Below are 20,709 nucleotides of genomic sequence, written 5' to 3'. Positions count from 1 at the left end.
AAGGTCAAGCCTCAGGTGGCGGCGGGACCAAGACCTCCCGGTTGCCGTTGGTCTCGGCGGGACCGACCAGGCCGATGCGCTCCATTTCCTCGACCATCCGGGCGGCCCGGTTGTAGCCGATCTTGAGCCGGCGCTGCACGCCCGAAATGGAGGCGCGGCGGGTCTCGGTGACGAACTGGACCGCCTCGTCGAACAAAGGATCCTGGTCCTCGGTGTCACCACCGGAGGAGTCCGGATCGATGCCGGGAATGGCCTCTCCCGTATCCTGCAGAACGGTGTTGATATAGTCCGGCGCCCCCGCTCGCTTGAGGTGTTCCGCAACCCGGTGCACCTCCTGGTCGTCTACGAAGGCGCCGTGTACCCGTTGGGGAATGCTGGTGCCGGGGGGAAGGTAAAGCATATCGCCCCACCCAAGGAGGTGCTCGGCCCCCATCTGGTCGAGGACGGTCCGCGAATCGATCCGCGAGGACACCTGGAAGGCCATGCGCGTCGGGATATTGGCCTTGATCAGGCCCGTAAGCACGTCCACCGACGGGCGCTGGGTCGCGAGCAGCAGGTGAATTCCCGAGGCCCGCGCCTTCTGCGCCAGGCGTGCGATGAGCTCCTCTACCTTCTTGCCCACCACCATCATCATGTCCGCCAGCTCGTCGATGATGACTACGATGTAGGGGAGGTGGGCGAGGTGAGGCACCGCCTCGGTCTCATTTACCCCCAATCCGCCCGGCTCGGTCACGAACAGGGGATCGGGGATGGGCTCCCCGGCCGCCTCCGCGTCCGCGACCTTGCGGTTGTAGCCGGCGATGTTGCGCACGCCGAGCTGGGCCATCAGGCGATACCGGCGTTCCATCTCTGCGACGCACCAGCGCAGGGCACTCGCCGCTTCCTTCATGTCCGTGACCACGGGGGTGAGCAAGTGGGGAATGCCCTCGTAGACCGAGAGCTCCAGCATCTTGGGGTCCACCATGATCAGGCGCACATCCTTCGGTGTGGATTTGTAGACCAGACTCAGGATCATCACATTGATGGCTACGGATTTTCCCGAGCCCGTCGTGCCGGCGATCAGGGCATGGGGCATGCGGGCCAGGTCCGCGCACACCGGCTGTCCGGCGATATCGGTACCCATGGCCAAGGTCAGAGGCGCCTTGGCATCCTGATAGGTCGGGGAGGTCAAGACCTCGCTCAGGAAGACGGTCTCGCGGTGCTCGTTGGGGATCTCGAGGCCGATGACGGATTTGCCCGGTATGACCTCCACCACCCGCACGCTCACGGTGGACAGCGCCCGCGCGATGTCTTTAGCGAGACCCGTAATCTTGCTCACCTTGGTGCCGGGCGCAAGCTGAAGCTCCAGCAGAGCAACCACCGGCCCCGTATGCACCGCGACCACTTCCGCGACGACACCGAAGTCCGCAAGCTTGGCCTCCACTTGGCGCGAGAGATCTTCCAGCATCTCCTCCGTGTAACCCTTACCGCTCTTGCGGGGCGGGTCCAGGAGCTCCAGGGACGGAGGCCTCCCCTCGCCGAGAAACTGGGAGCCCTCGAGCTGGGGCCCGTCCTGCGCTGCCGCGGGTGCAGCTGCCGTGACGGGTTTCGACCGCTCTGGTTTCGACTGTTCTGGAGGGGGACCGGGCTCGGCGACCGGCGGCATCTCCGGTTGATAAGACTCAGATAGCTCCGGGGCCTCCGGCAAGACAGGTTCGTCCCTTTCCTCGCCATCCGCCGGGGACCGACGGCGCCATAACGGAAACCAGGTCCCGTCCTTTACCCACCGCATAAGAGCCAGGACGGAGCCCCCCAAGGTATCCAGCACCGCCAGCCAAGAGATCCCCGTGAGGAGCCTGAAACCGGCGAGGAACAACCCTAATAGGAACACAGTTGTTCCCTTGGGGCCAAAGGCCAAAATCATACTGTCCCCGAGGAGCAACCCCAGCCCGCCCCCGGTCCCGTTCGGTAATTCGGCCCCGAGCGCCGGCAGGTAGATACTTGCGAAGGCACAGCCCGCGACCAGGGCGAACAAGAAGCCGAACCAGCCGAGCGCCAACTTGTGGAGTCGGATCTCGGGCTCCGGTTCCGGCTTGCGAAAGATCAGATAGCCGCTCCAGGCGACCATAACCGGGATAGAAAAGGACAAAATACCGAACAGATAAAACGCGATATCGGAGAACCAAGCGCCGACCCTGCCGCCCGCATTGGTCACGATGTCGCCGTAACCGATGTGGGACCAGGCCGGATCTTGGGGGGAGTAGGTCACCAGGGCCAGCAGTAGATAAAGCGCCACGCACAGCAGGGCCCACAGCGCCCCTTCACGGATGCCGCGTTGCAGATAGTCGCTGAAGGTCAGCGTCCCGACCCGAGTTGCCTGAGCCACAGGTTAGTCCCCTGGTATCCCTTTGGATATTACAACCTTACAGAGGCTTTTTCCTGTAATCAAGGAAAGATAAGCCAGGGCGAGCGGGGATAAATCTCCGTCGGTTAAGCAAGCTGATTTCAGCTGCCAGCGATCTGAGAAGCTGTCTGGTTAAAATGGATCCGAGCGTCGGGTTGCGTTACGCCGCGTTCGGCGCCGTGCCGGTCCGGGCGCGGTTCTGGGTTATTTGGCGTTGGTTGTAGGAAAAGATCCCTCCTGCGTCGGGACCAGTCCGGCGTGTTGGGTTACGGCGCGTTCAGCCCTGTCACTGGGCTTCAGGATCGAACAGCGCGCCTAACCCAACCTACACTTAACGCGTGGCCCGCCTGTGCGGACCTCACTTTGGGTGTAGGATGCGGTGAGCGCCTGCCCACCGCCCCAAGCACACCTGCCGGTGCGGGCCTACCTACCCCCAGGGATGGGAAAAGCCCGGCAGACAAGCGGCAGGCGGCGAACCGCATCATTCAGGATTGCTGAAAACCCCTCAGCGCAGATAGACGCCATCCTCACCGATCTTGCCCGGACCCCCGAGGACATAGATACCGGCGGAGTTGCCCTTGACATGAAACGAGAGGTTTCCGCCGCGGGCCGTGCTTTCATTGCCGGTGACCGCATCCCGATAGATGCCGTCGCGCACGCCCTCGACGCGGATGTCCTGACCGCCGCCGATGGTGAGTCCGACGACGGCGTAGCTCTCGCCGTCATTCCAATCGCGGACGAAAGAGAGGCCGGAACCCCACTCGGCGAGGTGGCTCATGGGGGCCTTCTGGAGGGCGGGGATTGCCCCACGGATCCGGTTGAGGCGCCGGATATGTCGGTAGAGCGGGTGGTTTTGGGTCTGTGCGATGTGCGCATCGTCGATGTAGTCGCCGAAGTAGGCGCGTCCTGTCGTCTCCAGGGTGTCGTCATTGCCGATGACGTCCTGGGGCGCGCCCTTCATGAACTCGATTTCTTCCCCGAAGTAGAGACAGGGGATGCCGCGTACCGTCCACAGGAGGTTGTAGGCGGCCGCGGCCATCCATTGCTCGCCCTTGAAGCGGAAGCGAAAGTCGTTGTCCGGGCCGACGTCGTGGTTCTGCAGGAAGGTGACGAGCTCGGTGGCGTTGCCGTAGATCCAGTCCATCTCCAGCACCCGGGCGACGCCCTCGAAGCTGCCGCGGCTTAGGTTGTCGCGGAAAGTGGAGAAGAGGCCGAAATCGAGTTGGGGAAAGCCGGAATCGCCCCCGGTACTGGGGTCGCGCGGGTCGTGGCCGAGGCGGGTGTACCACCAGGGACGGATCTGTGAGGGCCCGTTGTCGCCGCCGCCCAGGTCGCCCCAACCATAGCCCTTGACCAGGTTCTCGCCGAACACGAACAACCCCGGTTTGTGGGCCTTCCAGGCATTGACGTACTCGAGCAGATTGTCGCGCTCGAGGTGCTTGACGGTATCGATCCGCAAGGCATCGACCCCCATGTCGAGGTAGCGGTTGATGCTGCCGATGATGTAGTCCTTGACGTTCTCCCGCTCAGTGGCGAGGTCGATGCAGTCGCCGGCGAGGTGCTTGTGTTGCAGCGGGTGGGCACTCTCCCAATCCCCACCGCAGATGAATCCCTCCTGGTGATACCACTCGGGGTCGAGGGTGTTGGCGTCGATCCCGAAGAAGCGACCGGGGTCATAGCCGGGCTTGGGCAGAGTCTCGCCGGTCTTGGGATCGACCAGGGGCTCGATGCCTTCCGGATCCCGGGTATGGCGCTCCCGATACCAGGCCGGGGCGACCGGGTTGTCGACGTCGTCCCGGTTCGGCCAAGCGTAGTTGCCCAGGCTGCCTTGGTAGGGGCCATGGTCGATCCGGCCCGGCTCCGAGCCTTGGGGGACGTAATACTTGATCGGTAGGTGGTCGATCCACACCTGGCCGCGGATGCCGTACTGGCAGGAGTGGTTGACGACCACGTCCTGGATGATCTTGATGCCCCGGGCGTGGGCCGCGTCGATGAGATCCTGATAGCGGGCGTCCGGCGATTCCAGCCGCGGATCGATCCGGGTCCAGTCGTAGCCATGGTAGCCGTGGTAGTCGAGACCGGAACGGTTCTCGATGGGTGGGGTGATCCAGATGGCGCTGAACCCCAGGTCGCGGATATAGTCCAGGCGCTGGATCAATCCCTTGAAATCCCCGCGCCAATGGGGATCCGTGGCCTGACCGGCGGCATTGAATCGGATGCGGTCGCGGCAGAAGAAATTGTTGGATGGATCACCGTCGTAAAATCTGGCGGTGAGCAAAAAATAGATGGTCTCCGCACGGAAGTCGGGCCGCCCGGTGGTTTCCGCCTTGATCCGCGGTGCCGCCTTAGGCTTGGGCCGCGGCGAAGACTCGCCTGGGGCGGATGCCGCCGACTGTGGTGGTTGGTCGTACCAGCGGCCGTTCTCCGTGTACCAACCGCTGCGATCCCGATGCAGATCGCCGCTCTGACGGCCCTGGAGGTCATTGAAGACGAAGCTGGCCGCTGCGACGCCTTGGAACCGATAGGTCAACCAGCCGTCCACCTGTTCCATGGGAACGCCCGGCCAGGTCGAGCTATGGCCCTGAGGGTGGGTGTTCCAGTAATGGATGTGAACACTGTCGGCCCAATCGGCGGGTTTTCTGAAGCGAACGATCAGATCAGGCATCGCATGGACTCCGATGAAGGTGCAGCAGGAATCATTCGGTCGCTTGATCCATTTGCGTTGATTTGCGGTAACTACTGAGGACCCCTTGCCAAGCAGCAGGTTGCATGTGTAGGCTGGCGCCATGCCTGAGCAACGCGCCCCAACCCGTTCGCCAGCAAGCCCCGACGACGAGCGGAAACGGCTGCGTATGCTGGTTGCGGAGCAGGCTGCAATAACAACCAGGCGGAACAGTGCCGATGTCCTGGTCGCGGGACAAAGGGTGTGTTTTGGCAATGCAATCGAGCTGGAGAAGATAACATGAGCGCTAAGTTTGAGGTCAATGCGCAACTCCGTCAGGACGCAGGAAAGGGTGCGAGCCGCCGCCTGCGTCGCCGGGGGTTGGTGCCGGCCATCATCTATGGTGCGGATCGGGAGCCGGAGATGATTAGTCTGGTCCATAACGAGCTGGTTCGGCACCTGGAATACGAGGCGTTTTACTCCCAGGTCCTGGACCTCAAGGTGGGAGATAAAACCGAGGAGGTCGTCATCAAGGATCTGCAGCGCCATCCGGCAAGGCCCTTCATCCTGCACGTGGATTTTCAGCGTGTTCGTGCGCTGGAGAAGATTCGCAAGACGATACCGCTGCATTTTCTCAATGAAGACAATACCAAGGGAGTCAAGCTCGGTGGCATGGTCTCCCGCAAGCTCACCGAGATCGAGGTCATTTGCCTACCCAAGGATCTGCCCCGGAATATCGAGGTCGATCTGCTGGAAATGGAGATCGGGGACATCGTGCATCTATCCAAGATCCCGTTGCCTGAGGGAGTGGCACTCGCCCACGCACCGGACCCGGATGTGCCCGTCGTGATCATCCATGGTGCCCAGATCCACGAAGAAGAAGAGGCGGAAGCGGGCGACGAGGAGGGAGAAGGCACCGAGCCCACCGAGCCGCAGTCTTGACGCCGGGAACCGCACAGGCGCAAAGGGCGTGCGGGTGAGCTTTATCCGCAGATTACTTTATTTTCATGCGCTTACGTGCACGAAAATGGTACGGATTTCTCGCTGCATGCTGATCGCAGAAACGTTTTTGATCGTGTTCTTGCGTCCTTGGCCTCTTTGCGGTTCGAAATCGGAGAAGACCGGCGGATACGCAACATGGCCGGGAAGGGAATAAGGCTGGTCGTAGGCCTGGGTAACCCAGGGCCAGAGTACGAATCGACCCGCCACAACGTGGGCTACCGGTTCGTGGATACCCTTGCCGCGCGCAACGGCGGTCGGTTCCGGATCGAGAACAGGTTCCGTGGACTCCTCTGTCGGCTCCTCATCTCGGGGCGGGACCTGCGGCTCCTCAAGCCGATGACCTTCATGAACCGAAGCGGGCAATCCGTGGCTGCGGTAGTCCACTATTTCGATATTGCTCCCGAACAGGTATTGATTGCGCATGATGAGCTGGATCTGTCGGTCGGGACCCTGCGGCTGAAGCAGGGAGGCGGACACGCCGGGCACAATGGATTGCGAGATGTCATCAGTGCGCTCAATACCCCAGACTTCTGGCGCCTGCGTATCGGTATCGATCATCCCGAAGATCGGTCAGAGGTCGTGAGCTATGTCCTCAGCCGGGCCTCCAGGGATGATGAGGGCCGGATCCGGGATGCCCTGGACCAAGCGGAGCAGTGTCTTTCCGAAACGCTGGCGGGTAAGTTCCAAATTGCCATGAACCGGCTTCATAGCAGACCAATAACCGGTGGACGACCCAAATAAGGTCAATTGTGTACAGAAGAAGAACAGCTGTGCCGGAATCCGGCTCGCCAGGACAGCTGTTGACCGCGGGACAATCCAAGTCGGATTGAGTATGGGAAAAGCGACGATATCGAACCACCCGGCTGGGCACCTGCATGGGCACCTGCAAGGGATGCCCCGACGAAAAATCTTCGCGTCCTTCGCGGTTCATCAGCCGCCAGCTTCAGCGGCTGGCTGCCAGCGACCGGTAGCTGGCGACTGGTAGCTGGTGACTGGTAGCTGGAAACTGAAAGTTATACGCACTCGCCCCAACGGTTTACCAATAGTCCGGGAAACACGTATCCTTGGCGCCGATGTGCAGTCCCGGAGGTATCGCGCTCGTTCCCACGCTCACGCCGTTGTGTCCGCTCCAGCGGACTCAGCTCCTCTGTGCTGATCGGCGTTGGCGGTTAGCCTACCGAGGCGCTTAATCGACGCTGGAGCGTCGGGATTTGCTCCCACGCTGGAGCCTGGGGAGCCAGCCGAAAATGTGTTGGTTTTTAGACAGCCTCTAAGAGTCTGCATCAAGCCCAAGCCCGAATGAGGATTACGCCATGACCGTCTGTAAAGAAATCAAGAATTTCTCCCGCGCCCATGAACACATGGCGGATCTGTTCTCCGTGCTGGCCCTGGTGCTGCTCTTCGCGACCGTTTGGGCCGTCCTCGAATACCACCAGCTCCTGCTTGAATGGTGGCGTCACAACATAGTCCTTAACTCCGTCATCCTGGTGGCGGCACTGGTGTTGGACGTGTTCCTCGTCCTCGGCTTTCTGGCGGTGGGCTCCGCCCGTTTCGGCGACGACGACGAGCGGTGCTTCGGCACCTTCCGCGGCCGGCGCGGTACCTTAGGAAAACCTTTCGGGGCCTTTCGCGCCTGGCTGCACCACATGGAGAACGTCGGCAAGAAACACCGCTGAGATCGATGCCATTAAGTTAAGCCACGGTTCAAAAACAAGTTGAACATCTCAGCGATGATCAATATGCATCTAAGAGGATGCAACGAAGGACATTTGTTCACGTTGTTTTTGAACCGATACTAAGCGTTACCGGTCGACAAAGTAAGCGAAAAAACTACGAATCCTCACGAACGGATTCGCGCGCTTCGTCGTTTTCTCTTGCGTATTCCAACCCACCACGATCAGCGGCCAACAGCTAACTTAATGGCATTGCCGCTGAGGCCACCTCGATACGGACCATACACAACAGGGAATGAATAGCCTGGCTACCCCGTTCGCCCAGTCCGTATCCCCGGTGGCCATCCTGGTACTGGGCATGCACCGCAGCGGGACCTCGGCGCTGACCCGGGTCATCAACCTGCTGGGCGCGGATTTGCCGCCGCGTCTGATGCCGCCGGCTACAGACAACAATGCGCTGGGATTCTGGGAGTCAATAGATGCCTATCGTATGAACGATGAGCTGCTTACCTCCTTGGGTTCGCACTGGGATGATTGGCATCCCATCGCCCCGGAGCGTCTGGATGTGGTGGCGAAGGGTCCCTTTAAGGACCGCGCCATAAAGATGCTCCGGCAAAATTTTCCCAGGTCGCAGTGCTTTGTGTGGAAGGACCCACGCAACTGCCGTCTGCTGCCCTTCTGGAGCCGGGTCCTGGATGAGTTCGGCGCCAAGGTCAAGTGTGTTCTGCCGATTCGGCACCCGCGGGAGGTGGCGGAGTCGCTCCGGGTGCGCGACGGCTTCAGCTACTCGAAATCCTACCTGCTCTGGTTGCGCTATGTGCTGGAGGGGGAGTCGGCTACCCGGGGACTAACCCGCGCCTTCCTTTCCTACGATGGGTTGCTGCGCGATTGGCGGTCGGAAATGGACCAGCTCGCGGACGCGCTGAGTCTCGTCTGGCCGCGCAGCGGGGCGGCTGTCGAGACGGACATCGATCACTTTCTCCGGGAGGAACATCGGCACCATGCGGTCGCTGTGAACACACAGGAGATCATGCAGCAGCTTCCCGATTGGGTGAGGCGAACCTACACCGCGCTCGGTGAGCTGGAGCATGACCGGGACCGGCGTGCGGCACAACAGCGATTGGATGCTATTCGCAGGGAGATCGACCGGGGAACGAAGGTTCTGGATCAGGTCATGGCCTGGGAGGGGCCCGCGTCGGCATTAGAGGACAAACGGCAGCGAATAAAACATTTAGAGGAAGAGGTTTCCGCCCGGAACGCCGACCTCGCGGCCCTGCAGGCGGAGATTGCAGCCAAACAAGCGGGCTACGAACGGTTGGCGCAGAGACGAAATGAGCTCCTCTATCGGCTCAATGCAATCCAATCCAAGGCAGCCTGGCAGCTTACGCGACCGCTCCATGCCGTCGAGGACAAGTACCCGTCGAGTGTGCGGCGCTTGGCGGCGATACCCAAGCTACTCTGGTGGTCACTAGGGTTTCGGTTGGCAAAGCGCCTCCGTATCCGCAGGATCGCGAATGCGCTCTTGGCCTCTGGGCTGTTCGATCTGCCCTGGTATCTGCGGCGCAATCCGGAGCTTGTCCTCGCCGGCATCAACCCGGTGTTGCACTGGTTGGTCGCCGGATGGCAAGAAGGGCGCGACCCGAACCCGATGTTCGATTGCGGTTGGTATCTGTCCCGCAACCCGGATGTGGCAGCCATGGGAGTCAATCCCCTGGTGCACTTTTGGGAGCAGGGCGCGCGCGAAGGACGTGACCCGCACCCTTTGTTCGATTGCGCCTGGTACAGGGCGCAAAACCCGGAGGTCGCGAACGAGGGGGCCAATCCCCTGGAACATTATTTGCGAACGGCCGCTACGGAGAACAGGGACCCGCATCCGCTCTTTCAGACCTCCCTTTATCTGGCAGCACAGGGCGGCACCTGCTCGCCGCGAGAGGCACCTCGCCACTTTGCCGAAAGCGGGAAAGCGGTTGCCCCCGGCGCCTACCGCAATGCGGAAGTCCTCGTCTCCCTTCAGGAATCCTACCGAGCGCAGACCCACATGCGGCTGCTGCGCGACGAGCGCTTGACTGCCAATCGGTATGCGGTTTTTCTCCAGTGCGGGGCGGGCTCGGTTCACCGGCACTGGCTATCGGAGCGTCCAAAGACTTGGGACCTGATCGTCAATCATTATGATGCGACCCATATCGGCCAACTGCCCTGCCAGATCGAGTTTCAACAGCAGGGCAGGCTTCCGGGCACCAAATTTACGGCCGTTCATGGCCTACTGCAGGGCTGGCCGGATATCCTTAAGGCATACGCCTATGTCTTGCTACTAGATGACGACCTCCATATCCAGGAGTCCGAGATCGGCGAGCTGTTCGCCATTGCGGAGGAGAAGGACCTGGATCTGGCGCAACCGAGCCTTGCTTCCGATTCGCCCGGATGTCACCCCGTGTTTTTCACCCGTGGTCGGCAGGGTGTGCGCCACGTCAATGGGGTCGAGATCATGATGCCGCTGATTTCCCGCCGTGCCCTGGAGGCCGGAGCCCACCTGTTCAACGAAACCGTGAGCGGCTGGGGGCTCGACATCGCGTTGTCAAAGATCGTCAAGGAGCAGCTGGACGGGAAGGCGGCGGTCGTCGACCAGATCGTAGCCCGGCACACAAAACCGATCGATCTCGAAGGCGGCGCCTTCTATGAGATGCTGCGGCAACAGAACATATTCCCCTTGTTGGAGTACCGTCATCTGCAACAAACCTATGCTGCGGATGCCGGCTTTCATGAGGTCTCGGGGCCTAAGAGGCTGTCTAAAAAAGGACCGTAGGCGGTAGGCTGGGTTGAGGAACGAAACCCAGTTTTTTTGTGGTAGTGTGGTTTGCCGAATCTCGTCCCTCGACCCAGCCTACTGGCTTAAAATCAATAGGTTAGTTTTTAGACAGCCTCTAAGCGTTACGGTCGGCAAACAAGCGGAGAAACTACGAATCACGCGGATCCTCACTAAACGCGGTGATCCGATTTGCTCACAAAGTGACCTGGCTGCGTGTTGCTGTCGCGCGCAAGACCTTAGCCGCGCTGCCGCCGCCTCCGGCGCTGAAACCCCTTGACGATCCCGAGGTAAACACGCTGCGTATCCAACTTATGGGGCGGATGGTGTTGATCCTGATCGGTGCCATGGTCCTACGCAGTCCGATACTCTTGGTGTTGTCACCAGTCATTGTTGTCGTTTCCGGTTTGGCAGCGATCATGAGTCCCCTTTCCATCGCCGAATTCCGTACTACCATCGCCGAAGAAGTGCGCCGCGAGGCTTGCTTGTCGATGCGTTAGCGTCAGACGTATACCTGCTGAACTAACTCGGATGCTGGCGTTGTGGCCCATTCCCCGTACTCGCGGAGATAAGCCGATAACTTGAGGATCCTTACCATGACGCGACTAAAACCACCTGCGGCACGACCAAGACTGCGCGGAAAAGTCAATCGCTTCAGGCGGTTGGTACCGGTGCGCCGGGAGATCGTATCGCCACAGGCATTTTTGCGATTGGCCACGAGCGAGCCGGACGCTATTCGCGAATCGCGTTTTCTTCCGCCCAAACTAGGTGACGGCACCTTTGGTGCGGTTTCCGTGACCTATAGGAAACCGCGGAAACCAATGGGGAGGCCAATAGGATGAACGAAGCACGCGAAATCAGCGCCGAAGAGCCGATGGATTCCGATCTTCCTGGCAGGGAGGAAATTAACCGGCTGCTTGCCGTGCAGGAACGGGAGCTGCAGATTCGTAGCGAGGATATCGAGCTGCGCAAGGACGAAAACAGACTCTATGTGGAAGAGGTGAAGCATTCCGTCGATGCTCAGCTTGAGGCACAACGTCTGCTACACCAGTCGCATCTAACGACACACAAGCACAACATATGGTTCGGCATCTTTCTGGTAGTTGCGGTGTTGGCGTTCGCGGCGTTCACCCTGTATTTGAAGCAACCCGACGTCGTGCTTGAGTTGATCAAGTTGTCAGCAGCCGTGGTGGGTGCAGGGCTGGGTGGATACGCCTATGGTTATCGCAAGGGTGGTGAGCAAAACGAGGACTGATTTATCCGTTGTTGACCAGCTAAGGAATTAGGTCGTATCGACGGATCGATCAGAACAAGATCCCGGAATCTGAAGGAGTATCACCATGCCCCTGATCAAACCTTTCGCCGGATTGCGCCCGGCCCCCGGATGGGCCTCGGATGTGGCTGCTCCACCCTACGACGTGATGAGCGCTCAGGAAGCGCGCCGGATGGTCACAGGCCGGCCCCACAGCTTTCTGCACATCTCGCGGCCCGAGGTGGACCTGCCGGAGGATACGGACCCCTATGCCCCCCAGGTCTATGCCAAGGCCCGGGAGAATCTGGATCGGATGCGCTCTGAGGGGGTGCTGATCCGGGACCCGGCGCCCTGCTATTACGTCTATCGCCTCACCAGGGGCGAGCATATGCAGACCGGCCTGGTGGCAGTGGCCTCCGTGGCCGCCTACGAGGCGGATCGAATCAAAAAGCACGAGCTCACGCGGCCGGTCAAAGAGGACGACCGGGTGCGTCAGATCGATGCCCTCGATGCCCAAACCGGCCCGGTCTTTCTGGTCTACAAGCGCACCGCCGCCATCGACGATATCCTGGCTGCGGTGAGCACCTCGGCACCGGCCATCGATATCCGGGCCCAGGACGGCGTGCGCCATGAGCTTCGGGTGGTGGATGACGAGGCCACCATCGAGCGGCTCTCCACGGCCTGCGAGCAGCTCGATGGTCTGTACGTCGCGGACGGTCATCACCGCTCCGCCGCGGCCGCCCGGGTGGCCGTGGCCCGCAAGGCCGTCAATCCGAACCATACGGGGGATGAATCCTATAATTACTTCCTGAGCGTCATCTTTCCCCATGACCGGATGCAGATCCTGGATTACAACCGGGTAGTAAAGGACCTGCACGGACTCGAGGCCGAGACCTTCATGAGCCGGCTGCGGCCCTCCTTCAAGGTAGAACCCAGTCCGATGCCTGTTGCACCGGCCCGCCACGCGGAGTTTGGCATGTATCTGGACGGCGCCTGGTACCGCCTTACCCTGGACGCGCGCCGCATTCCCCGGAAGGATCCGGTCGGACGGCTGGACGTGAGCCTGCTCCAGGACAATGTCATCGGGCCCATACTCGGCATCTCGGACCCGCGCCTGGACGACCGCATCGGTTTCGTCGGCGGCAGCCGTGGCCTCGACTGGCTTGCCGCGCAGGTGGACGCGGGCGATATGGCGGTCGCTTTCTCGCTGTATCCGACCCCGATGGAAGATCTGATGGCGGTAGCGGATGCGGGAAAGATGATGCCCCCCAAATCGACCTGGTTCGAGCCCAAGTTGGCCGATGGCCTGGTGAGTCACTTGCTCGACTGAACCCGGTTATAGCCGCAACTGGGACCGCGTCTGTGACGCGGGTCCGTCCGTACCACGGGAACGCTTCAGCCGCGGGCGACAAGCCCACTGACCCATGGTCAAACCCGTCTATACCCTCAACCGAGACCAGCGCGACGCCGCCGCGGCTGCCCGGTACTGGCTCGACGCCCTACCCGAGCGCTACCCCGGCGAGGACCGCGAGCGCCTCGCCGAGGCCTGCGAAATATTGGTGCGTTGCCACGGCAATCGGGGCTTGGATACCGGCGAGACCCAGATCCGTCACCTATTCTGCACCGCGGACATCCTGGTGCAGCTACGCCTCGATGCCGATACCCTGATTGCCGCCCTGCTCAAGGGTTGTCTCGGGCGACCGGAGGGTGGCGAGGAGCTGCCGGCGGCCCGTTTCGGCCCTGGTATCGCAGGCATGGTGGCAGACCTCGACCGCATCGATCAGCTTGCCAATCTGGACGCGGTGATCGCCGCCGAGGACCGGCACGAGCACGAAGAAAATCTGCGTCGCCTGCTGCTCGGCATCGCCAAGGACGTCCGGGTGGTGCTGGTGGTTCTGGCCGCACGGTTGCACCTGATGCGCAGCATCGATGGTCTGGACGACGGGCGCCGGCGCGGGATCGCGGAGGACACCCGGCGCGTCTATGCCCCCCTGGCTAACCGGCTCGGGATCTGGCAGATCAAGTGGGAGCTCGAGGACCTGGCCATGCGGTACCTCGAGCCCGATGTCTACCAACGCATTGCCAAGCGGCTCGATGGTCGGCGCGCGGAACGCGAATCCTTCATCGCCGCAGTGATCACTACCCTAAAAGAGCGGTTTGCCGAGGCCGGCATCGACGCCGACATCAGCGGCAGGCCCAAACACATCTATAGCATCTGGCACAAGATGCAGTGCAAGGATCTGGACCTGGAGCAGATCTTCGACCTGCGGGCGGTACGCATCCTGGTGGGGGACATCGCCTCCTGTTATGCCGCCCTGGGGATCGTGCACGGACTCTGGAAGCACATTCCTGGGGAGTTCGATGATTATATCGCCACCCCCAAGGGCAACCTGTACCAATCCCTGCACACGGCCGTGGTCGGACCCGAAGACAAGCCCCTCGAGGTGCAGATCCGCACCTGGGACATGCACCGGCATGCCGAGCTCGGCGTGGCGGCCCACTGGGCCTACAAGGAGAACAAACAACAGGACGCGGCCTTCCAACGCTGGCTGGCGCCGGTGCGTGACTGGCTCGAACGCAAGCACGAGGGCGAGGACGACGGGGACTTCGGAGAAGGCTTCGCATCCGCGTTCGAGCCGGAGCATGTCTATGTGCTCACCCCCCAATCCAAGGTCATCGAGCTGCCCATGGGGGCCACGGTGCTGGATTTCGCCTACGCGATTCACTCTGAGGTCGGCAACCGTTGTCGCGGGGCCAAGGTCGACGGCGGCATCGTGCCCCTCAATCGGCCCTTGGTCAGCGGCCAGACGGTGGAGATCCTTACCCGCAAGAATGCGGCGCCCAGCCGCGACTGGCTCAGTCCCCACCAGAACTATCTAAAGACAGCCAAGGCCCGCAACCGAGTCCGCCAGTGGTTCAAACGGCAGGACTTCGACCGTGATCGGAACCTGGGCCGCACCCTGTTGGAGAAAGAGCTGCAGCGACTCCAGATCGAGGAGAAGCCCCGCCTCGAGCACATCTGTCACCGCTACAACTTCCCCACGGGGGAGGAGCTGCTGGCTGCCATCGGCCGCGGCAAGGTGTCGGTGGGGCAAGTGGCGCGTCAGGTAGGCGAGCCCGGAATCAAGGAGCACGACCGACCCGTTGCCAAGCCCACGCCATCGACACCGGCCAAGCAGCGGGTGCCGGATCGCACGGAAGTGGTCGTGGCGGGCGTCGGCGACCTCATGACCCGCATGGCCCAGTGCTGCAAGCCGATACCCCATGACGAGATCATGGGCTTCATCACCCGGGGGCACGGCGTCACCATCCATCGCCGCGACTGCGCCAATGTGCTCGGTCTGCCGGAGCCGGAGCAGGCCCGCCTGATCGAGGTGCACTGGGCAGACCAAGGCATCGAAGCCGCCTACCCGGTGGATCTGCTCGTTATCGCCGGTGACCGCAAGGGCCTGCTGCGGGACGTCTCATCGGTGTTCTCGGACCAGGGGATCGACGTCGTGGGCGTGAACACCGTCTCGGATCGCACCAAGGACCTGGCCACCATGCGCTTCACTGTGGAGGTCAAGGACGTATCCCAGCTCGACCAGGTCCTGGTCAAGCTGCGGCAGGTCCCCGACGTGCTGGAAGTGAAGCGGCCATCTTGACCGGCCGCGGCCTGTAGGGGCACCCCTTGCGGGTGTCCAGCCCCTAGTACCCCAAATTTATCCGCAAATCAACGCACATGAACGCAACAGGATCAAGGACCGTCGCTACTAAAAGATTGTGAGTGCATTGAGCATGGGAAATCGCTCTTTGCTATTGCATCGGATCGAAAACCGGGCCTCCCTTTGGAGTGCGGCGGCAACTTTACTTCGGCAGTGACAGAAATCCGTGGGACTCGAGGTAACCGAGGTGTTGTCGAACGGCAGTTGCCCGCCGCCGCTTTGGATTTGAGCCCGTAGGGCGGGTCAGGCGCGTGCGCCAAGCACTGCGATTGCCGCGGCGGTGGGCGCGCCGTCACCCGCCGGATGGCGGCCTGTAGGTCGGGTCAGACCAGGCCCCGTCCCGACGCAGGAGGGAGCCTGGCCGCCACCCGACAGATGGGGCTGGCATACGGCGGATGGCGCAAGCTTATCCGCCCTACGCGGGCTCGACCCTGGTCCTGGAGCCCGAGGAGCGGCCAAACGCCGCCGATCGAGCACCTGGGCACGATTTCTGCGCTTCCGATGCGCAGAAACCCAGGGCGCGGATGCGCGGGCGAATTCTTTCCCAGTCTCTGGAGCGTGGGAGCCAGAGATAGCTTATGTCGGGGCACCCCTGCCGGATGCCCATTCGATGTCAGCAGCACCTAAAACAAAGGGTTCCTGTATTATCCTGTTGACCCGATTGTCCATAGAATCGGATTTGCCTGATCTTCTCCTGGTGGTAAATCGTGTCCGTCGACGCAGCACAATCCCTTCTTTCGGGGACAGTCGCCAAGGATCTCCCCAATCGGATCCGCTATCTCGTCGAGCGGCTGCACAGGCGTGCGCGAACCCTGCAAATTCTTTCGATTGGCTTCTTAGTGCTGATCTTCGGCGTGCTCGGGGCCGCGGTTTACGGTGTCATCTCGGCCCCCAAGCTCGTCAGCTACGACCTGAGCCAAGCGAGGGAGGCGCGCGCGCAATATATCGAGACGAAGCAGAAAGAGATCAAGGCGCTCGACGAGGACTCGGGTTCGCTCCGGAAAGAGGCCGACTCCGAGGTCGAAAAATTCCGAGACAGGCTCCGGGGACGCGGTGCTGCCTGGACGGTCCGGAATGTCGAGCCCCGAGTTCGCTTCAATGCACTGACCATTTCCCCGAATGGTGCGGAAGGTTGGCTGGTTGGACGCGACGGCACCATCTTGCGCTGGGAGCAAGACACCTCCCGGTGGATGCCGGAGGACTGGGACTCCCCGTATGGGACCACGGACCTGGCGCTCAATGACGTGGCCCATGGGAAAGGCCGGCAAGGCGTCGTTGCCGCAGCCGTGGGGCGTTTGGGCACGGTCCTTGTCAGGCGAGCCAGGGGCGGCGCCTGGACCCAAACCCATGGTGCCGACCCTGCATTCCATATCAACTTCCGTAAACCTCCGATCTGGAGTGGCGGGCGTTTCTGGGTCCTGGCGAACGATGGGCTGCTGTTGTCGAGCAAGGATCCGGGCAAGCGCTTCCAGCGTGTCCCTACGGCAACCCGCGCTGATTTACGCGATCTCCATTTCGATCCCGGAGGCAAGCATGGCTGGATTGTCGGGTCGAATAGTACGTTGTTGATAACTACCGACGGCGGCCAGATCTGGCAGCAGCAAGATACAGGTACCGACGCGGACCTTCACAGAATCAAATTCAGCCCGGACGGTCGGCGGGGAATGATCTTTGGGTGGACCATACCAGGAAAACGCGTACCAGGAAAAGGCGTCCTTCTAGGAAGCAATGACGGCGGCGCAACCTGGCAGTGGATGGATACCGGATCTGATGCTTCTTTCTACTCGGTCCAATTCGGCAAAGACGGTCGAAGCGCGTGGGTCGTCGGGGATAATGGCACCCTGTTGCGAACCACCGACAGCGGCCAGACCTGGCAGCCGTTGCCGACAGAGACTGAAGCTTCACTCCATCAGATCTGGTTCAGCCAAGACGAACAACGTGGCTGGATTGTCGGGACCAAAGGCACCCTGTTGCGAACCACTGACGGCGGCCAGACCTGGCAGCCGCTGCCCACAGATACCGATGCTTGGCTCCGTAGGATCTGGTTCAGCCAAGACGAACAGCGTGGCTGGATTATCGGGACCAAAGGCACCCTGTTGCGAACCACTGACGGCGGCCAGACCTGGCAGCCGCTACCCACAGATACCGATGCTTGGCTCTATCGCATCCAATTCAGCCAAGACGAACAGCGTGGCTGGATTATCGGGACCAAAGGCACCCTGTTGCGAACCACTGACGGCGGCCAGATCTGGACCGGCCAGATCTGGACAACCATCCACGATAAAGGCGTCCGGTGGAATTATATGGCCTTTGCACAAGATGGCCTTAGCGGCATTGTCTGGCGTCCGTCAGACAAGACGATCGACTACACATCCGACGGCGGACAGAGCTGGAACCCTGCTGACGTGTCTTTCTCTTTGCCCGATGCCCCGCCGTCGCTCACCGATGCGACTCTGTTTGCAGTCGATATGGATGCCGAAGGCCGGCGCATTTGGGCAGTGGGCGCGAATGGGACCCTGATCGTGTCCGATGACGGTGGGGGGAGCTGGGCGCTGGTCGGGACCGGTGTAAAGCAGGATCTTACGGATATCCGGATGGCGAAAGACGGAAACAGGGGATTGGTGATCGGCGAGAAGGGCGTCATTTTGAGAACCGAGGACGGCGGTCAGAACTGGAAAGAACTCAAACACGGAACAAACGTGGATCTGAAGGGTCTTCATCTCGCCGCCGATGGTCAAACCGCATGGGTCGTCGGCGAGGAGGGACGGGTCCTGCACACTAAGGACGGCGGTGACACGTGGGAATCTCAGAAGAGCGGTATTAAGGCAACGTTGACCGCGGTCCACTTCGATGAGGATCTCAAAACGGGCTGGATCGTCGGACTTGACGGCCTTCTGGTACGGACCCTCGACGGCGGTCAGACCTGGACGCTGGTAGAAACCGGAACGGACAAACATCTCTATGCCGTGGGATTTTCGGACGACGGGACCACCGGCTGGATTGCCGGTGACAAGGGGACCCTGCTTCAGAGCAGCGTCTATCCAGAAGCACTCGCCGAGTTGGAGGCGCTGACGAAAGTCGATGAAATCGTCGCGTATCTGGAGAACGACGCTGCTCCCGAGGTCGTCGGACAACCGAGGCTCATCCGACCGCTCAAGGAGATTACGCAGCGGCTATCTGCCAATTCGCAGAGAAAGAAGACCCTGAATCAGGAAATCGAGACCCTGAGGGATACCAAGATCGAAGAAGCGAAGGCCAAGGAGGCGGACCTCTATTTTCACCTTTCCACCAATGCCATCCGTTTCGCCATCCTGGTCATCGCCTTCTTCCTCGCCCAAATCCTGGTGAACTCCTACCGTTACAATGTCCGCCTTGGAGGTTTCTACAACGCCCGTGCGGATGCCCTGGTGGCGCTGGCCAACCTGTCACGCATCGAGGCCATGAGTAAGGATATGGATCTGTCCCAGTTTGCCCATGTATTCAGTCCCACGTCGGTGGATTTCGGTCATCCGCCGAAGATCGTCACGGAGCAGGCCCTAGAGATAGTCAAGGAGATACTCCGAACGGGCCAGAAGAAAATCGGCTCCGGATGAGCGCCTGTATTCAGATACCATTATCTGGAACATGACAGTTATATAAAAAGACTCCCATCCGATTGATACCCCGCCCTTGGAGGGTGTCGCAAAAGGCACCGATCTCGCCCTTTGATCCCCTCTCCCCAACTCCTCTCCCGGCGGGAGAGGGGCTTTTGCGACACCCTCCTTAGGGCGGGGGATTCATCCCCTACGGCCTATATACCGCTTGAGACGGGCCCGTTTACGTTGCTGGGCGGGGGTGAGGCGGTTGCGACGTCCCGCGTAGGGGTTGGTTGCGGTGCGGAATTCGAGTCGCAGGGGGGTTCCGCTGAGGTCGAGTCGACGGCGAAAGCAATTGATGAGGTAGCGCCGGTAGGCGTGGGGTACCGCCGCCGTCTGGTTGCCATGGATGACGATGATGGGGGGGTTGCGTCCCCCCTGATGGGCGTAGCGCAGCTTGATGCGACGCCCGCGCACGAGCGGCGGTGGATGCCCCTGCACCGCTTCTTCCAGGATGCGGGTCAGCTCGGGGGTGCCCAGGTCGCGGGTGGCGTTTGCGATGGCCCGGTCCGTCGCCTCCGGCAACTGGCCGACGCCGCTGCCGTGTCGGGCGGAGATGTAATGGACTGCAGCAAAATCCAGGAATCCCAGGGTCCGGTCGAGGGCGTCGCGTACCCGAGCGCGTTCTTCGTCGCTGAGCCCATCCCACTTGTTGACCGCCACCACCAGGGCACGGCCGCTGTCCAGGATGTGGGTGGCGAGGGTGGCGTCCTGCTCGCCGATGCCCTGCCGAGCGTCGAGGACCAGGATGACCAGGTTGCACTGCTCGATGGCCTGGAGGGTCTTGACGACGCTGAATTTCTCTACCGCCTCCCGGACCTTGGCGCGCCGTCGCACCCCGGCGGTGTCGATCAGGGTGTAGGCTTTGCCCTGATACTCGAAGGGGACCTCGATACTGTCGCGAGTGGTACCTGGGGCATCGCAGGTCACCAGCCGTTCCTCGCCCAGCAATCGGTTGACCAGCGTGGACTTGCCCACATTCGGCCGGCCCACGACGGCAATTCGGGTGCCGCCGTTCCCGGGCGTCGGGGTGGTTGCATCCGGCCGGGTCTTGGGAAGCCCCTCCCATACCCGCTCCATGAGCATCCTCACACCGCGGCCCTGGGTCGCGGAGATGGCGAACGGCTCGCCCAGGCCCATGGGGTGGAATTCCGCCGTGGCTAGGGCCGGGTCTCCGTGGTCGGTCTTGTTGACCACCAGGGCGATGGCTTTACCCATGCGGCGGAGACGTCCCGCGAGCTCCAGATCGGTGCCAGTGCAGCCGTCGCGGGCGTCTACCAGGAACAGCAGGTGATCCGCCTCCGCCAGGGCGTGGGCGATCTGTTGCTCTACCGAGCCGGCCACGCCCGTGGATTCCCCGCTCAAGCCCCCGGTGTCGACCACGATATAGGGATTGGGGCCGATGCGACCGATGCCGTAACGGCGGTCTCGGGTCAGTCCGGCATAATCGGCCACCAGGGCGTCTCGGGTCCTGGTCAGGCGGTTGAACAGGGTCGATTTGCCCACATTGGGCCGGCCCACCAGGGTGAGGATGGGGAGCATGGCGTTAGGAGCTGTTGCTGAGGTATCCCCACATCATTGCAATCTAAAACAAC

The 20,709-nt window shown here is 61.5% G+C and carries 12 protein-coding genes; 9 read left to right on the top strand and 3 right to left on the bottom strand.

Annotation, left to right across the window (positions count from 1 at the left end; genetic code table 11):
• Positions 1-4 precede the first annotated feature (4 nt).
• Positions 5-2,365 (bottom strand): DNA translocase FtsK, encoded by a 2,361-nt coding sequence (locus tag E1958_RS16305; RefSeq protein WP_133512815.1) that lies wholly within the window; start codon positions 2,363-2,365, stop codon positions 5-7.
• A gap of 523 nt (positions 2,366-2,888) precedes the next feature.
• Positions 2,889-5,048 (bottom strand): alpha-amylase family glycosyl hydrolase, encoded by a 2,160-nt coding sequence (locus E1958_RS16300; protein WP_133512814.1) that lies wholly within the window; start codon positions 5,046-5,048, stop codon positions 2,889-2,891.
• 297 nt (positions 5,049-5,345) lie between these two features.
• Here E1958_RS16300 and E1958_RS16295 point away from each other — a divergent pair, with 297 nt between their 5' ends.
• The 9 genes from E1958_RS16295 to E1958_RS16255 all read left to right on the top strand — a co-directional run bounded on the left by E1958_RS16295 (position 5,346) and on the right by E1958_RS16255 (position 19,072).
• Entirely contained in the window at positions 5,346-5,987 is a 642-nt protein-coding gene (locus E1958_RS16295) for a 50S ribosomal protein L25/general stress protein Ctc (RefSeq protein WP_089729153.1), read from the top strand.
• Positions 5,988-6,182: 195 nt separating this feature from the next.
• On the top strand, positions 6,183-6,788 hold the full coding sequence (pth, locus tag E1958_RS16290; RefSeq protein WP_133512813.1) for an aminoacyl-tRNA hydrolase: 606 nt from the start codon (positions 6,183-6,185) through the stop codon (positions 6,786-6,788).
• Between the two features lie 572 nt (positions 6,789-7,360).
• Positions 7,361-7,723, top strand: coding sequence for a hypothetical protein (locus E1958_RS16285; RefSeq protein WP_089729149.1), 363 nt, complete (start codon positions 7,361-7,363; stop codon positions 7,721-7,723).
• 292 nt (positions 7,724-8,015) lie between these two features.
• Positions 8,016-10,523 carry a DUF707 domain-containing protein gene (locus E1958_RS16280; protein WP_133512812.1) on the top strand — a complete coding sequence of 836 codons (2,508 nt, stop codon included), beginning with the start codon at positions 8,016-8,018 and terminating at the stop codon, positions 10,521-10,523.
• Between the two features lie 203 nt (positions 10,524-10,726).
• Complete coding sequence (locus tag E1958_RS16275) at positions 10,727-11,023, top strand: hypothetical protein (protein ID WP_133512811.1); 297 nt, start codon at positions 10,727-10,729, stop codon at positions 11,021-11,023.
• Positions 11,024-11,361: 338 nt separating this feature from the next.
• Positions 11,362-11,778, top strand: a complete 417-nt coding sequence (locus E1958_RS16270) for a hypothetical protein (RefSeq protein WP_089729144.1) — start codon at positions 11,362-11,364, stop codon at positions 11,776-11,778.
• Positions 11,779-11,863: 85 nt separating this feature from the next.
• Entirely contained in the window at positions 11,864-13,105 is a 1,242-nt protein-coding gene (locus E1958_RS16265; RefSeq protein ID WP_133512810.1) for a DUF1015 domain-containing protein, read from the top strand.
• Between the two features lie 94 nt (positions 13,106-13,199).
• Positions 13,200-15,419, top strand: a complete 2,220-nt coding sequence (locus tag E1958_RS16260; RefSeq protein WP_133512809.1) for a RelA/SpoT family protein — start codon at positions 13,200-13,202, stop codon at positions 15,417-15,419.
• Positions 15,420-16,186: 767 nt separating this feature from the next.
• Positions 16,187-19,072 (top strand): WD40/YVTN/BNR-like repeat-containing protein, encoded by a 2,886-nt coding sequence (locus E1958_RS16255; protein ID WP_133512808.1) that lies wholly within the window; start codon positions 16,187-16,189, stop codon positions 19,070-19,072.
• A gap of 183 nt (positions 19,073-19,255) precedes the next feature.
• On the opposite strand, the gene der is transcribed toward E1958_RS16255, so the two are convergent.
• Complete coding sequence (gene der, locus E1958_RS16250) at positions 19,256-20,656, bottom strand: ribosome biogenesis GTPase Der (RefSeq protein WP_133512807.1); 1,401 nt, start codon at positions 20,654-20,656, stop codon at positions 19,256-19,258.
• Positions 20,657-20,709: the final 53 nt, after the last annotated feature.

Origin of the sequence: Candidatus Thiosymbion oneisti (genome assembly GCF_004359955.1) — a bacterium.
Classification (GTDB): Bacteria; Pseudomonadota; Gammaproteobacteria; order Chromatiales; family Chromatiaceae; genus Thiosymbion; species Thiosymbion oneisti.
The sequence above is the reverse complement of the archived record's forward strand: the minus strand, read 5'-3'. Positions and strand labels throughout refer to the sequence as shown.

What these genes read in the sequence shown, in the direction of transcription:
- E1958_RS16300 (WP_133512814.1), bottom strand. Translation starts at nt 5,048, where the DNA reads ATGCCTGATCTGATCGTTCGCTTCAGAAAACCCGCCGATTGGGCCGAC.
- der (WP_133512807.1), bottom strand. Translation starts at nt 20,656, where the DNA reads ATGCTCCCCATCCTCACCCTGGTGGGCCGGCCCAATGTGGGCAAATCG.
- pth (WP_133512813.1), top strand. Translation starts at nt 6,183, where the DNA reads ATGGCCGGGAAGGGAATAAGGCTGGTCGTAGGCCTGGGTAACCCAGGG.
- E1958_RS16280 (WP_133512812.1), top strand. Translation starts at nt 8,016, where the DNA reads ATGAATAGCCTGGCTACCCCGTTCGCCCAGTCCGTATCCCCGGTGGCC.
- E1958_RS16295 (WP_089729153.1), top strand. Translation starts at nt 5,346, where the DNA reads ATGAGCGCTAAGTTTGAGGTCAATGCGCAACTCCGTCAGGACGCAGGA.
- E1958_RS16270 (WP_089729144.1), top strand. Translation starts at nt 11,362, where the DNA reads ATGAACGAAGCACGCGAAATCAGCGCCGAAGAGCCGATGGATTCCGAT.
- E1958_RS16285 (WP_089729149.1), top strand. Translation starts at nt 7,361, where the DNA reads ATGACCGTCTGTAAAGAAATCAAGAATTTCTCCCGCGCCCATGAACAC.
- E1958_RS16265 (WP_133512810.1), top strand. Translation starts at nt 11,864, where the DNA reads ATGCCCCTGATCAAACCTTTCGCCGGATTGCGCCCGGCCCCCGGATGG.
- E1958_RS16260 (WP_133512809.1), top strand. Translation starts at nt 13,200, where the DNA reads ATGGTCAAACCCGTCTATACCCTCAACCGAGACCAGCGCGACGCCGCC.